12 protein-coding genes and 1 tRNA gene are annotated in these 14,064 nt (G+C 56.8%); 10 read left to right on the forward strand and 3 right to left on the reverse strand.

Annotation, left to right across the window (positions count from 1 at the left end; genetic code table 11):
• The first annotated feature begins 2 nt into the window (after positions 1 to 2).
• From proB to AC13DE_RS13205, 5 genes are all read left to right on the forward strand, one after another.
• Complete coding sequence (gene proB, locus AC13DE_RS13185; protein ID WP_446295028.1) at positions 3 to 1,163, forward strand: glutamate 5-kinase; 1,161 nt, start codon at positions 3 to 5, stop codon at positions 1,161 to 1,163.
• Between the two features lie 137 nt (positions 1,164 to 1,300).
• Positions 1,301 to 1,374, forward strand: a tRNA-Cys gene (locus AC13DE_RS13190).
• 362 nt (positions 1,375 to 1,736) lie between these two features.
• Entirely contained in the window at positions 1,737 to 2,390 is a 654-nt protein-coding gene (locus AC13DE_RS13195) for a protein-L-isoaspartate O-methyltransferase family protein (RefSeq protein WP_483048071.1), read from the forward strand.
• A 56-nt stretch (positions 2,391 to 2,446) separates the two neighbouring features.
• Positions 2,447 to 3,880 carry a TolC family outer membrane protein gene (locus AC13DE_RS13200; RefSeq protein ID WP_483048072.1) on the forward strand — a complete coding sequence of 478 codons (1,434 nt, stop codon included), beginning with the start codon at positions 2,447 to 2,449 and terminating at the stop codon, positions 3,878 to 3,880.
• Positions 3,881 to 3,955: 75 nt separating this feature from the next.
• Positions 3,956 to 5,092, forward strand: a complete 1,137-nt coding sequence (locus AC13DE_RS13205) for a hypothetical protein (protein ID WP_483048073.1) — start codon at positions 3,956 to 3,958, stop codon at positions 5,090 to 5,092.
• Between the two features lie 275 nt (positions 5,093 to 5,367).
• Here AC13DE_RS13205 and AC13DE_RS13210 read toward each other — a convergent pair whose 3' ends face one another.
• The gene (locus AC13DE_RS13210) at positions 5,368 to 5,688 is read right to left on the reverse strand and encodes a DUF6280 family protein (protein WP_093915679.1); all 321 of its coding nucleotides are present in this window, start codon (positions 5,686 to 5,688) and stop codon (positions 5,368 to 5,370) included.
• 220 nt (positions 5,689 to 5,908) lie between these two features.
• Between AC13DE_RS13210 and efp the strand changes: the two genes are divergently transcribed.
• The 3 genes from efp to AC13DE_RS13225 all read left to right on the forward strand — a co-directional run bounded on the left by efp (position 5,909) and on the right by AC13DE_RS13225 (position 9,293).
• Positions 5,909 to 6,472 (forward strand): elongation factor P, encoded by a 564-nt coding sequence (efp, locus tag AC13DE_RS13215; protein ID WP_446295494.1) that lies wholly within the window; start codon positions 5,909 to 5,911, stop codon positions 6,470 to 6,472.
• A gap of 320 nt (positions 6,473 to 6,792) precedes the next feature.
• The gene (locus tag AC13DE_RS13220; protein ID WP_483048074.1) at positions 6,793 to 8,421 is read left to right on the forward strand and encodes an amidohydrolase; all 1,629 of its coding nucleotides are present in this window, start codon (positions 6,793 to 6,795) and stop codon (positions 8,419 to 8,421) included.
• Positions 8,418 to 9,293 carry a CobW family GTP-binding protein gene (locus AC13DE_RS13225; RefSeq protein WP_483048075.1) on the forward strand — a complete coding sequence of 292 codons (876 nt, stop codon included), beginning with the start codon at positions 8,418 to 8,420 and terminating at the stop codon, positions 9,291 to 9,293. The genes AC13DE_RS13220 and AC13DE_RS13225 overlap by 4 nt, the downstream gene beginning before the upstream one ends.
• Positions 9,294 to 9,326: 33 nt before the next feature.
• Here AC13DE_RS13225 and ygfZ read toward each other — a convergent pair whose 3' ends face one another.
• Complete coding sequence (gene ygfZ, locus AC13DE_RS13230; protein WP_483048076.1) at positions 9,327 to 10,070, reverse strand: CAF17-like 4Fe-4S cluster assembly/insertion protein YgfZ; 744 nt, start codon at positions 10,068 to 10,070, stop codon at positions 9,327 to 9,329.
• A gap of 66 nt (positions 10,071 to 10,136) precedes the next feature.
• Between ygfZ and AC13DE_RS13235 the strand changes: the two genes are divergently transcribed.
• The gene (locus AC13DE_RS13235; protein ID WP_446314456.1) at positions 10,137 to 10,811 is read left to right on the forward strand and encodes a TIGR04283 family arsenosugar biosynthesis glycosyltransferase; all 675 of its coding nucleotides are present in this window, start codon (positions 10,137 to 10,139) and stop codon (positions 10,809 to 10,811) included.
• A 28-nt stretch (positions 10,812 to 10,839) separates the two neighbouring features.
• Here the strand turns inward: AC13DE_RS13235 and AC13DE_RS13240 are convergent, their stop codons facing one another.
• Positions 10,840 to 12,696 (reverse strand): ABC transporter ATP-binding protein, encoded by a 1,857-nt coding sequence (locus tag AC13DE_RS13240; protein ID WP_483048077.1) that lies wholly within the window; start codon positions 12,694 to 12,696, stop codon positions 10,840 to 10,842.
• Positions 12,697 to 12,845: 149 nt separating this feature from the next.
• On the opposite strand from AC13DE_RS13240, the gene AC13DE_RS13245 reads away from it, so the two are divergent.
• Positions 12,846 to 14,054: a pyridoxal-phosphate-dependent aminotransferase family protein gene (locus tag AC13DE_RS13245; RefSeq protein ID WP_483048078.1), complete on the forward strand. Its 1,209-nt coding sequence runs from the start codon at positions 12,846 to 12,848 to the stop codon at positions 14,052 to 14,054.
• The last annotated feature ends 10 nt before the right edge of the window (positions 14,055 to 14,064 follow it).

The following is a 14,064-nucleotide window of genomic DNA, read 5'->3' on the forward strand; positions in this document are numbered from 1 at the left end:
TCGTGTCCAAAAAGAAACGTATCGTTGTCAAAATTGGGTCGAGCCTCTTGGCGAACGAAGAGAAACTTACCTTGCGGTATGCCTTTATGAACGGGCTGATGTCCGATCTGGCCGATTTGCAAAGCGAAGGCTGCGAAATCATCCTGACTTCTTCGGGGTCCGTGGCACTTGGTTTGAACATGATCGGAAAGCGCCCCGAAGATGCGGGTTTGCTTGACAAACAGGCTGCCGCCGCCTGTGGTCAGCCGCTTTTGATGAATGCCTATCGTCAGGTCGCATCGGAATTCGGCGTGGAAGTCGCGCAGATGCTGGTGACCGTTGAAGACATGGAGGAACGCCGGCGTTTTCTTAACATCAAGAATACCATGCTGCGTCTGTTCGAAAATGACATCCTGCCGATCATCAACGAGAATGATTCAGTCGCCACTCGCGATCTCAAGGTGGGTGACAATGACCGCCTGTCCGCCAAGGTCGCGCAGATGGTCGAAGCAGACCACCTGATTATCCTCACCAGCGTGGAAGGGCTGTATGATCGCGATCCATCCGAAGAGGGTGCGCAGTTCATCGACGAGATCGAAGATGTGACCGAGCATCTGGAATCCACCAAAAGCATCAGTGAGCTGGGTTCCGGTGGGATGTTGACCAAGATGCTTGCTGCCAATATGGCACAGAACGCCGGGGTTGAAACGATCATCGCCGAGGGCATCATTGACCGTCCGGTTTCGTCCGTCCTGAACCGCGAACGCCGTCACACCCGTTGTTTGGCGACCGGTAAGGCGGCGTCGCCTTTGATGATCTGGCTAAGCAACCGTTTGCAGGTCGCGGGCACGTTGGTGGTTTCAAACGCGGCCGTGGGTCCGATTTCCAGGAAGGAACGCGGCCTGCTGCGCAGCGATCTTGTCTCGATCCAGGGCGAGTTCTCCAAGGGTGACGTCCTGCATGTCTATGACGAAGGCGGAGACGAGCTTGCCCGGGGTTTGACCAACTTTTCGTCCGAGGAAACCATCTTGATGGCACGAAATCCCGAGATGGAGATCGAGGACGTAATTGGCTACAAGACGAAAAGCGCAATTATCGGTTCCGAGAATATTTTGATCCTGGAAGATCACCATCTTCAGCTCGACGCGCCCGAAAACGCCGACAGACCGGTCATTTCGCTGTAGGCGAGGCAGGGCGAGGGCGCGAAAATAAAGCCGCCCAAATGTCACAAACTGGACTAGACAATCCCTGTAAAAATCGGGATAAGCCGAAACGCACACGGGCTTTGATCGGTGTGCGCCTATCGCGGTCACGTGATAGAGGCGAGTTGGCGGAGTGGTTACGCAGCGGATTGCAAATCCGTGTACAGGAGTTCGATTCTCCTACTCGCCTCCAGTATTTCCAGAGACAATCAATGCGCCTTGATCACGCGGTGATAGGGTTGAAACTGTAAAAGCACATGGCGCTCGTTGGCCCCTTTGGGGCGATGACAATCCTTGTCATGTGGATATACTTTCTATTTGATGAAATTCATGGGCGCGAAAGCTGTTCGTTAACCGGACTTTCGGGCAACATAGTCGAGAGAAAAAGTAAATTCCCCTGCTGCTGGGTTGATAAGGTCACGCAACACCTACAACTTAGCCCGGATTCTGCGAGGGATAACATACATTTGCGTGAACGTCCCAACCGACTATTGCTAGGCATACTACGATGTGGCATTTCAACGTCGCAGACAACTGAACGAAGGTGTTTAGATAATGACTGATTTCACAGCCAGGCGCAGGATGATGGTTGATACCCAAGTGCGCCCGTCGGATGTCACAAAATTCCCGATCATAGACGCGATGCTAAAGGTGGCGCGCGAAAATTATGTTCCAGTCGCAAAGCGCGAAGCGGCTTATCTTGGGGAAAATCTTGAACTCGGCGAAGGTCGGATTATGCTTGAACCCCGGACTTTGGCAAAAATGCTGGATGCGCTGGCGATCAATGGCGATGAGCTGGTATTGGACGTGGGCTGCGCCTATGGTTATTCATCCGCCGTCATCGCGCATATGGCCCAAGTGGTCGTCGGCGTCGAGGTCGACGAACAAATGGCGAAAGACGCGCAAGAAACCATCATCGCTTCGGATATCGATAACGTCATCGTGCATCACGGTCCCCTTGCCGAAGGTGCTCCGAAACACGGGCTTTATGATGTCATTATCGTTGAAGGCGGCGTGGATTTGCTGCCTGATGATTTGTTAGCCCAGCTTAAGGATGGCGGTCGCATCGCCTGCATCTTTATGGATGGTCCGTTGGGCGAAGTTCGTCTGGGATACAAGCGCGACAACGCAATAAGCTGGCGTCCCGCATTCAATGCTGGTGCGCCGATACTTGAGGGCTTTACCCGCGAGAAAGCTTTTCAGCTATAGTTTCAATACAGTTGCAACAGGCAACGCATACGGTGTGATCCACCTACGGGGTTTTTATGACAGTATTACCTACCAAGCGGAATTTCCGAACTTTCGTTGCCGCGTCCTGTCTCAGCTTGGGCTTTCTATCTCCTGTATCTGCCGAGACACTCGCTGACGCTTTGGTCGGGGCATATAACTATTCGGGCTTGTTGGACCAAAATCGCGCGGTACTGCGCGCCGCGGACGAAGACGTCGCTATTGCAAAGTCCTCGCTTAAGCCGGTGGTGCAATGGACCGGCAACCTGAACAAAGCGATCGGTCGATCGGTAAGCGCGGGTTCGACTTTCATTCCGGCAGGGACCAAGAGCTCGACCAACTCGCTTTCTACGTCGGTCAATCTGATTGCATCGCTGTTGGTCTATGATTTCGGCGCGACGCAATATTCGGTCGAAGCCGCCAAGGAAACAGTTCTTGCGACGCGTCAAAGCTTGGTCAGCGTGGAACAGCAGGTGCTTTTGCGTGCGGTTGATGCCTACATGGGGGTGATACAAGCCCAGCAGCTGATGTCGATCAGCGAAAACAATGTGCGGGTGCTAACGCAGGAATTGCGCGCCGCCCGCGATCGGTTCGAAGTCGGTGAAGTTACGCGTACCGACGTTTCCCTTGCTGAAGCGCAGTTGGCGTCGGCGCGCAGCCGCTTGGCGGGGTCGCAGGGTGATTTGATGAGCGCCAAGGCCTATTACAAGGTCGCCATTGGTCGCGATCCGGGCCAGCTTAGCCCTCCACCACGCCTGCCGACCATCGAGAGCAATGTAGCCGCAGCCAAAGCAGGGGCCGTTCGTCGCCATCCCGATATCCTTACTGTGCAGCATCAGGTTGCCGCGGCTGAATTGCTGATCCGCAGCAGCGAAGCCCGTATGAAGCCGCAAGTCTCTGTGCAAGGTTCGTACGGATTGACCGAGACCTTTGGATCCGATGCCTCAAGCAATAACGCCAGCGTCGGCATTCAATTCGGCCAGACCATTTACCAAGGTGGTGCATTGTCTGCCGGGGTGCGTAAGAACAGAGCGCAGCGAGATGCCCAGCGAGGCAACCTGTTCGTGACCGTGGACAATGTCGAGCGGGCGGTCAGTGATGCCTATGCAGTCTTGTCCTCTGCCCGCGCTCAGATCGACGCATCGCAACGTCAAGTCAGAGCCGCGCAGGTCGCCTTTCAGGGGATCCGGGAAGAGGCGTCATTGGGTGCGCGTACGACGTTGGAAGTGTTGGGTGCGGAACAGTCCTTGAACGAAGCGCGTTCTTCCGTGGTTACAGCACAGACACAGCTTTATGTCGCGGCCTATTCGGTTTTGTCCGCAACGGGCCAGCTGACCGCACAGGCCCTGAAGCTACCGGTGCAAATTTACGACCCGGCGGCCTATTATAATCTGGTCAAGGACGGGCCTGCCAAGTACTCGAAAGAAGGGAAGAAATTGGACCGTGTGTTGCGGGCGCTGCAAAAAGACTGACAATTTTCACGTCCCCATTGTCTGAATGAAAGCCTCGGGTTAGACTTGCACGCAAGCAGTGAATGGTGGTTATTTATGTCTGATCCAGTGTCCAATTCAGAGGTCGAGGATGTTCTTTCTTCAATTCGCCGGTTGGTGTCTGAAGACCGGCATCCCATCAATCGCAAACGGTTGGATGTGACCAAGGATGATAGGCTGGTACTGACACCTTCGTTTCGCGTAGCCGGTGATGCACCGGCATCGGATTCATTCCGGTCACAGCGCAAGCCGATGCAGCCCCCAAGTGGGGCGGGGGACGCATCGTCGGGAAGGGTGGGCGCGTCGCCGCGTGATGCCGCCGCTAGGTCGGCTCGGTCTGCGGATGCGCATGACGATAACGGCCGGCTAGGGTCTTCCCCCGACCAATCCGACGTCCGTCATCCCGACAAGCTTGAAAAATCTTTCAAGCCGGCCCCGTCGCTTTCGCTCGCTGAAGAATTTGAAGATCTGGACCTGATCGCGGACGATCACGAGCAACGCCCTCAAGATGTTGACGCGGGTCTGAAACCTGCCAACATCGATGAAGAGAAAACCCAACACCTTCAGTCTAATCTTTCCGCCTTCCGGTTTTCGGCGCGTCCACCGGGAATTTTGGATCTCGGCGCATCGGAACTGGTTGAAGACGTGCCGCCGACGCCGGATCGCCTGAGCGCCAAGATTGCCGCCTTGGAATCTGCTATCAGTCGAATTCCCGAAACCTACGACCCTGACGAACCTGGTGACGATGATTACTCGGGCAGCGATGCCCCCGCGATGGCGTGGGAAGATGACGTCGAACTGGACGCAACCGGCGCGCGTTTATCTACAGTGCTGGATGAAGATCCGCTCGACGCTGCGGCGACATTCTCTTCGGGTGCGAACCATTCCGCTTCCGATGACATTGCCGATGACCCGCTGAGCGAAATGGATTTTGCAAGCGAAGACCTGACCGGCAACATCGAAGATGAAGTCGCCCAGAAGACCGATCCGGTTGATCCTCTGGAAACCGAACAGGAAACCGGCCTTGGCCTGGGTGGTGACGAATATTTCGACGAAGAAATGCTGCGTGATCTGGTCAGTGAAATCGTCCGCACGGAACTGCAGGGCGCGTTGGGTGAACGTATCACCCGTAACGTCCGAAAGCTGGTTCGGCGCGAAATCCACCGTGCGCTTACATCACAGGATCTGGAATAGGCATATCGCGTTTTCAAAGACGGTTTGATTATTGTTTTTGTCCAGAACGATCCGTTCTGGCTGTTATGCCCCGTGGACGGATCACAGGCGAACGGCCAGCCGTAGGGCGAAACTGACCCAATATTCAGTGACCTCGTAAAGTTGTTTTGATACGTTGCGGTTGAGGCTGTTTTTCCGAGCTGAAATAGCAGTTAAAGCATTGGCGTACTGCATCCATCGCGCAAAAAAAACGCGCTCGAAAGAGCGCGCTTTTTTTGAAATCAACTCAGTAGCGCTTATGCAGCTTCCGCTTGCTGAGCAGCATGACGACGCTCGGATTCTTCGCGTGACAGGGCCACGGAAGTGCGAACACCTTTGCCAACGAAATCCATCAGGCCGGAGACAACCCGTTCATTGGGGTCAATACCGGCACAGCTCAGCACTTCGCGGCCATCGCGCGAACGCGCCCAACGTGCAATCTGCTCTGGACCATTGCCATATTTCTTGTCATCGGCAATTGCGTCATCCAACGCAGCCAGAACTACTGCTGCGAAAAGTTTGCGGGCACGGTTACCTTGTTCATTGTTAAAGGCAGTGCCATCAACGAAATCTTTCATCTCGTCGTCCTTTCTATTATTCTTGCTCTTGTCATTTAGGCGTGGAGGTCCTTATGACGGATTGAGTGCGATTCGGATAGACCTTTATTGCATGACAGTTATGCAAATTTCGCATACCATGTCGCAAGCGCAGCATCGTAGGGCTGCCTTGCGCGGGACAGCTATAACACATATAGGTCACCCAAATTCTTCTTCAACTTTATTGCTATGGTGCGGATACATGCCAAAGATTAACGGGAATGAAATCAGGCCGGGAAATGTTCTCGAACATAACGGCGGCTTGTGGGCTGCTGTTAAGGTCGATCACGTAAAGCCCGGCAAGGGCGGTGCCTTTGCCCAAGTCGAAATGCGTAACCTGCGCAACGGGTCGAAATTGAACGAACGGTTTCGCAGCGCCGACAAGGTTGAAAAGGTACGGTTGGTACAGAAAGATCAACAATTCCTGTATGAAGACGCAGGAATGTTGGTCCTCATGGACACAGAAACCTATGAGCAGGTTCAGCTTTCTGCCGAACTTTTGGGCGAACGTCGTCCGTTCTTGCAGGACGGAATGATGGTGGTTGTTGAATATCACGAGGATGAAGCCTTGAACGCTTCATTGCCTCAAAAGGTTACCTGCAAGATCGTTGAGACCGAGCCTGTTGTGAAAGGCCAGACAGCCGCGAATTCTTTCAAGCCGGCCATTCTGGACAACGGGGTCAAGGTAATGGTGCCGCCGTTTGTCGGGCCTGACGAAGATATCATCGTCAACACTGAAACAATGGAATATTCAGAGCGCGCCTAGCCTGAGCGTTGACGTTACGTCATACCTTCGCTGCATCGCAGAGCCCCGGTCGATCCGGGGCTTTTTCCGTTTTTGAAGGACGTCTTGACAGCGCCGATTCGTGAGAACCCCAATTTTGACGGTTAGATTGTTGCATTTATGCATCAATTCTTCACGCCGCTTTGTGCTTGGAAACATTGCCTTTCGATTTCGCGCCCCGGGATTTTCGGCACGCCGGCGATTTCGATATCCCAACGCACTCGGCGTATTTACCGAACTTTGAACACCAGCCTATTTTTTCCAGTTTGGAATGTTATAGCTAGGTGGAAACTCAGGGGGGCATGATGTCGGATATAGTCGTCTATTCTGCGAAAAAGATTATCACCATGGATGTAAACCGGCCCGAGGCGACCCACGTCGCCGTGCGCAACGGCGAGGTTCTGGCGGTGGGTGATGCACGCTGTGCTGATCAATGGGGTACGGTGACCCATGACGACAGCTTGAAGGATGCCGTTTTGATGCCAGGCTTCATCGAAGCCCATGCGCATATGATGGCGGGGGCGATGTGGGAATATGCCTATGCCGGATTTCACGACCGGATCGATCCGGATGGCAAGCTTTGGCCAGGCCTGACCGACATCGACGCGGTGATTGGCGGGCTTTCCGATTACGCGCAAGGTCTGGACGATGACGCGCCTTTGGTCGGGTGGGGGTTTGATCCGATCTTTCTGAAGACAGAGAGGTTGAGCAAGAAGCATCTGGACCAGATCAGCACGACCAAGCCGATTGCCATACTCTATTCGAACCTCCATCTGATGTGCGTGAATTCGGTCGCTCTTGAAATGGCGGGCTTTGACCATACAACCAATGCCGAAGGTGTCATCAAGGGGCCAGACGGTACGCCCACAGGCGAATTGCAGGAAATGGCCGCAATGTTTCCGGTGATGCGACGTCTGAATATAGATTTTCGCGGGCTGAGCCAAAAGGAAACGTCGATCCGTGCCTATGCCGACGTGTCGCGACGGGCAGGGGTGACCACCGTCACCGACCTGTATTCCGAGATGGAGGAAGAGGACGTGGCAACCATGCTGCGCGTGACTGGCGAAGACAGCTATCCGTTGCGCATCGTGCCGGCGCTTGGCGCGATGTCCGGGCCCAAGGCGATCGCCGACAAGGCCGAGGCCTTGGCAAAGCGCAGCACCGACAAGCTTCGGCTGGGGGCAGTCAAGCTGATGACCGACGGTGCTATCCAGGGCTGGACCGCGCGGATAAAATCTCCCGGGTATGTCGGCGGACAGCCCAATGGCATCTGGAACACCCCGCCCGAGGTGATCTTTCAACTGGTCGAAGAGCTGAACAGTCGTGGCATTCAGATGCACATCCATGTCAATGGCGACGAAGCCGCAGAAGTGGCGCTGAACGCGATCGAAGCTGCCTTGCGCAAACATCCGTGGATGGGCCATCGCCATGTGCTGCAACATTGTCAGATGATGGGCCGTGACCTGTTTACGCGTGCCGCCGATATGGGGTTGTGCTGCAATATATTCGCCAATCACATCTATTACTTTGGCGATCAACATGTCGCTATGACCATTGGGGTCGACCGTGCCGAACGGATGGACGGTGCGCGGTCCGCCATTGATGCGGGTGTGAATATCGCGATCCATTCGGACGCGCCGGTGACGCCGATGGCACCCCTGTTTACCGCGTGGTGCGCCGTTAATCGCCAGACGACATCGGGGCGCACATTGGGTCATGCGCAGCAGATTACCGTGCAAGAGGCGCTTTTCGCGATCACGTTGGGGGCGGCCTATACATTAAAGCTCGACCGCGAAATCGGGAGTATACAGACCGGCAAGCGCGCTGACTTTACGGTATTGGGTGACGATCCGACCAAGGTTGACCCGATGGCGCTCAAGGACGTGCCGGTGTTGGGAACCGTCTTTGGAGGACGGGTGCATCTGCTATGAAACCGCGTCTGCCGTTGGCGGTGGTTTCGGGGTATCTTGGCGCTGGCAAGACAACCTTGATCAATCGCCTGTTATCCGAGCCACACGGGCTGCGGTTGTTGGTGATGGTCAACGATTTCGGCGCGATCAATATTGATGCCGACCTTCTGGCAGAGGCAGGCGATGATACGATGACCTTAACCAACGGGTGCGTGTGTTGCACCATGGGTGCCGACCTCTATATGGCGATTGGCGATGTGCTTGATCGCGACACGCGCCCCGATTATCTGGTGATCGAAGCGTCGGGCATAGCGGACCCGGCCCGTATCGCCCAAGTCGCCATGGCCGAACCGGATCTGGTTTACGGCGGCATCGCTACTGTCGTGGATGGGCAAACCTATGCGTCACTGGTGGCTGACCCTCTGATAGGTGCGCAGATCGAGAGGCAGACTAGCGTCGCCGACCTGGTGTTGATCAGCAAGCTGGACCACCCCGACCCGGCTTTGACATTGCGCTTGGGAGTGCAGTCCCGCGCGGCTGTGGTCGACCTGGCAGAGCGAAATGCACTGGCACCGTTGCTATTCGGGGGGGCACCACGGTCCATCCCGATGGTCAAGGGGCAGGCCCACGCGCCCTATGTCACCTGGAGCAGTTCAAGCCCAATTCAGTTGGACCATGAAGCATTGCTGGCCAAGCTCAACACCCGCCCCGCAGGGCTGTTTCGGTTCAAGGGTTTTGTGGCTGGCCCCTCGGGCCGCGGGTGGGAGGTGCATTGCGTCGGTCCCGCTGTCAGCGTCAAACCGATCAGCCAGGCGCAGGGCACCAAGGTCGTAGGCATCGGGCTTGAGGGGCAGATAAACCCCGAGCAGATCGAAAATTGGTGGCTCGACTAGGCGCGAGCCAGCCCCGGGCCGCCCGCAGCCTGTTCAGCCGTCTGTCATCAACGTAACGGTGGCATCCGCGGCCTGCATCGCCGCACGGGCACGGTCAAAGCGCAAATACGCCAACGCTTGGTTGCCAGATTGGGTAAAGATTGTGCCCGCGGGTTTGCCATCGGCTGAGATCTCGGTGCCCGATGTAACGGGCGCGCTGACTTCGACCTGGGCGAGTCCTTTGCGAAGCTCGGTTTTGTGCTTCATGCGGGCGGTCACTTCTTGGCCGACATAGCAGCCCTTGCGAAAATCGACCCCGTTCAACCGTTCGAATCCCATCTCGAGAATGAAGCTGTCTGGGCCAAGCTCGACCCCGTTTTCGGGTATCAGATACGCCACGCGCATGGCATCCCAATCGGTGTCGTCATCGACTTGGGCTTGATCACGGTAGGCCCGCCAGCCCAGACGATGATCACGCGGATCGGCATATCCGTCTTCGGGTGCGTCGCCCAGGCCACGATGCAGGTAGAGCGAGGTTGCCTCTATCGTCACGTCGGCGCGAAGTTTGTACATGGTCAATCGCTGTACCAGGCTATCGGCAAACGGCGCACCCACATCCAGTAATATCGCATCATCGGCTTTGGATAGAAAAAAGTCCGTTATGAACTTGCCTTGCGGCGTCAGGATGGCGGCATAGATCGGCCCGTGATCCAGTTTGCGAATGTCGTTGGTAATCAAACCTTGCAGAAAACCGGTTGCATCGCGGCCCGTTATTCTGAGGATGCGGCGGTCATTCATATCGCTTGTCCTTTTAATCTTTGCCATGACATATAGCACCCCATAACGAAGCTGAAAGGGGCAACCATGCGGGCACCTATATCTGTGGTTATCCCGACCCTGAACGCCGAAGCGGGGTTGAGCAATTGCTTGACCGCATTGATGGAAGGGTTGGACGCCGGGCTGATCCGTGAATTGATCGTGACAGACGGAGGATCGCAGGATGCCACGCTTGCGCTCGCGGAGGCCTGGGGCGCTCAGGTGGTTGAGGGGGCGGCCTCGCGGGGGGGGCAATTGCGACGCGGTTGCGCCAAGGCGCAGGCGGATTGGCTGCTGGTGTTGCATGCCGATACGCAGTTGGCACCTGGCTGGACCAAGCCGGTGATCGCGCACCTCGAGGGTCAGCAAGCCGGGTGGTTCAAGCTGCGCTTTGACCATGGCGGATTTCCGGCAAGGTTTGTCGCGGGGTGGGCCAACACGCGAAGCAGGTTGGGTTTGCCATATGGCGATCAGGGGATGTTGATCCCGCAAACGCTTTATCGGTCCATCGGCGGGTATCCGGACCAACCCCTCATGGAGGACGTTGCACTGGCTCTGCTGCTGAAAGGTAAGTTGACTGGTCTGGATGCTACGGCGGTGACTTCGGCTGACAGGTACCGGCGCAGCGGCTGGATCAAGCGAGGGGCACGCAACCTGTGGACGCTGACACGCTATCTGGCCGGCGCAACACCGGCCAAACTGGCTGCGGATTATTCAAAGTGAGCAAGGCGAGAAAACGAGCCGTTAGCCCTTACCCGAACAGGCGTTGCCCCAAGCGTTGGAAAATGTTCGGGGCCGACGGTTTCAGCCCAGGCTGAAGTGCACGAAGCGCGTTCACGTTGCGACTGTCCGAGACGGTTTTTCCATCTTCGAACTGTAGTCGGTAAAGGTCGGCATAGATGCCGCCGCGCGCCAAAAGCTCGTCGTGTTTACCCTCGTCCATCACCCGGCCCCTGTCCATGACCACAATCTTGTCCGCCCCTCTGATGGTGGAAAGCCGGTGCGCGATGACCAGGGTGGTGCGCCCTTTTGACAAGCGATCCAAGGCTTGCTGAACGACCTTTTCTGACTGCGCATCAAGGGCGCTTGTTGCTTCGTCCAACAGCAAGATCGGCGTATTGCGCAGCAAGGCTCGGGCGATCACGACACGCTGACGCTGGCCCCCCGAAAGGGCCGACCCGCGCGGGCCGACACGGGTCTCTAGCCCGTGTTCAAGCTTTGGCAGGAAATCCGCGACATGTGCAGCTTCAAGTACCTTTTGCAGTTCGTCGTCACTGACGTCTTCCCGGCCCAGAACAATATTCTCGCGCAGGGTTTCATCGAATAACAGCGCCTCTTGTGTGACCACTGAAAACAACCCACGCAGGTCGGAAATCTCCATGTCCTTGAGCTCTACACCCCCGATCGAAATGGTGCCTTTTTGCGGGTCAATCAGCCGCGTCAACAGGTTGAATATGGTTGACTTGCCAGCGCCCGACGCGCCGACCAGTGCAGTTGTCTGCCCCGCAGTTGCAGTAAGCGACAAGCTGTCGAGAACCGAGGCTTCCCCATACGACAGACTTACGCCGTCCAGCACGATGTCAGGCGCCGCCGTCGGCGCGGCAACAGGGTGCTCGGGCGATTTGAGGTTTACCGGCGCATCCATCAGCTCTTTGATGCGTTCCAGGGCTGCGGCGGCCGTCTGCCACAGGCCGCTGATAGCGCCCAAGCGGCGCAGCGGGTTAAAGGTGAAGCCCATTGCGGTGAAAAACGTCATGAACTGGCCGATGGTCTTTTCGCCGTCGATGATTTCGGAGCCTCCGTACAGGATCACAGCCATGAACCCGATTCCGGACATGATATCTATCAATCCCGGCAAAGCCGAATTGCCGAATGATGCGCGGACCTCGGTGCGTACATACGTCCGGGTCAGGTCGCGGTATTGGCGGGCCTGGTACCGTTCCAAGGCATTCAGCTTAATCTGGACGATACCGTGAAAAACCTCATCAAGCCGGGTAGACAGGTGCGCCCCAAGGTCACGGGCCTCGCGCGAGCGGGCGCGCACGAAACGCTGGGCCAATGCCGCGGGCATCACCATCAAAGGTACCCCGATGCAGGCCAGCAAGGCCCAAACCGGGTCAATGGACACCGCAACACCCAGCAAGACGATCAACCCGACAAAATCGCGCCCGGTTCCGGTGATGACGGCCTGCCAGACAGCCCCGATCGCGTTTACGTCGGATTGCACACGCTGCACCAGGAAACCCGGCGGGTGTGTCTGGTGAAAGGCCCCGTCCTGGATCATCATACGATCTAGCAGATCAATACGCATGTCCGCGGCCGATTTCTGCGCTATGCGGGTCAGCAAGACCTTTTGGACCACGCCAGCGATCGCCCGCAGAACAAAGATCCCGACCAACACCAGCCCGACCCAGATCAATGCGTTTTCTTGACCGGCCACAAAGACCTGATCGAACATCGGTTGCATGAGCTTGGCCAAGGCACCCATGGTCGCGCCTTCGACCGCCATGAAGACGAGGGCAATCAGCAGCAAGCCCATATGCTTGCGCAGGTAATCACGCCAAAGCCATTTCAGCAATTCGCTTGAGGTATAGGTCACGTCGCTCATACTTGGGCAGCATCCGTTAGGGTATCCATCCCGACGGGTTTACGCAGCCCGGCAGGGTAGGACAAGCACAGCGACGTTGATTGCATGATTGACGCCACGCCGCGGCAGGATAAGTTGCATTAAATTTTCTGCGTGAAAGGCCCGCACATATGTCACATCATCCCAACCTTTCGCAAGGGCGCGGATACCTTGCGATACCGGGCCCGTCGGTGATGCCCGAGGCTGTATTGAACGCAATGCACCGTCCTGCGCCCAACATATATGCCGGTGAACTGATCGACATGATGCCGCCCCTGATGCAGGATTTGCGCCGCATCGCGAAAACCGACCACCAGTTGGCGATGTATATTGGCAACGGTCACGCCGCATGGGAAGCAGCACTCAGCAATGTGATTGCCCCAGGTGACAAGGTGCTGGTGCCAGCGACAGGTCGGTTCGGCATTGGTTGGGGTGACACGGCAACCGGCCTCGGGGCCGATGTAGAGGTCATGGATTTCGGGCTTCAAAGCGCGTTGGATATTGACCGCATTGCACAGAGACTCAGGGCCGATACAGCCCATGAGATCAAGGCGATTTTGGTGGTTCACGTCGATACGTCGACCTCGGTCGTGAACGACGTGGCGGGGGTACGCGCGATACTCGACGCAGCCGGGCACCCGGCGCTGTTGATGGTGGACTGCATTGCGTCTTTTGCCTGTGACCGATTTGAAATGGATCACTGGGGTGTCGATGTGATGGTGACCGCCTGTCAAAAGGGGCTGATGGTCCCGCCGGGCGTGAGTTTTGTGTTTTTCAATGACCGCGCATCGGCCGTGCGCGCCGCAATGCCCCGGGTAAGTCGGTTTTGGGACTGGACCCCGCGGGCCAACCCTGCTGAATTCTTCCAGTACCATTGTGGTACCGCGCCAACACATCACATCTATGGCTTGCGCGCAGCACTGGACATGATCAACGCCGAGGGTATCGAGAACGTCTGGTCGCGGCACGCGACACTGGCAAGGGCGGTTTGGGCCGCTTGCGAAATGTGGGGAACCCAAGGGAGCCTTGCCCTCAATATCGCTGACCCCGCGCTGCGCAGCCACGCGGTGACGGCGCTGCGACTGGATGCGCCTCAGGCGACGCAGTTGCGCGATTGGGTCCAGGAGAACATCGGCCTTACCCTGGGCATAGGATTGGGAATGGCACCTGTGGGCAGTGCCGCAAGCCACGGATTCTTCCGCGTCGGGCACATGGGGCACGTCAACGGCCAGATGATCATGGGGGTTCTCGGGGGAATGGAAGCGGGGATGGCGGCAATTGGGATCAAGCGTGGGGCAGGTGCGCTCGACGCCGCGGCCAAAGTCATCGGCGGGGGTTAATTCCGGTGCC

Source organism: Sulfitobacter sp. L-8 (assembly GCF_056859255.1).

Coding starts and splice junctions, on each gene's coding strand:
- AC13DE_RS13220 (WP_483048074.1), top strand. CDS start 6,793: ATGATGTCGGATATAGTCGTCTATTCTGCGAAAAAGATTATCACCATG.
- AC13DE_RS13235 (WP_446314456.1), top strand. CDS start 10,137: ATGCGGGCACCTATATCTGTGGTTATCCCGACCCTGAACGCCGAAGCG.
- AC13DE_RS13205 (WP_483048073.1), top strand. CDS start 3,956: ATGTCTGATCCAGTGTCCAATTCAGAGGTCGAGGATGTTCTTTCTTCA.
- efp (WP_446295494.1), top strand. CDS start 5,909: ATGCCAAAGATTAACGGGAATGAAATCAGGCCGGGAAATGTTCTCGAA.
- AC13DE_RS13240 (WP_483048077.1), bottom strand. CDS start 12,696: ATGAGCGACGTGACCTATACCTCAAGCGAATTGCTGAAATGGCTTTGG.
- AC13DE_RS13200 (WP_483048072.1), top strand. CDS start 2,447: ATGACAGTATTACCTACCAAGCGGAATTTCCGAACTTTCGTTGCCGCG.
- AC13DE_RS13210 (WP_093915679.1), bottom strand. CDS start 5,688: ATGAAAGATTTCGTTGATGGCACTGCCTTTAACAATGAACAAGGTAAC.
- AC13DE_RS13245 (WP_483048078.1), top strand. CDS start 12,846: ATGTCACATCATCCCAACCTTTCGCAAGGGCGCGGATACCTTGCGATA.
- AC13DE_RS13225 (WP_483048075.1), top strand. CDS start 8,418: ATGAAACCGCGTCTGCCGTTGGCGGTGGTTTCGGGGTATCTTGGCGCT.
- AC13DE_RS13195 (WP_483048071.1), top strand. CDS start 1,737: ATGACTGATTTCACAGCCAGGCGCAGGATGATGGTTGATACCCAAGTG.
- ygfZ (WP_483048076.1), bottom strand. CDS start 10,070: ATGAATGACCGCCGCATCCTCAGAATAACGGGCCGCGATGCAACCGGT.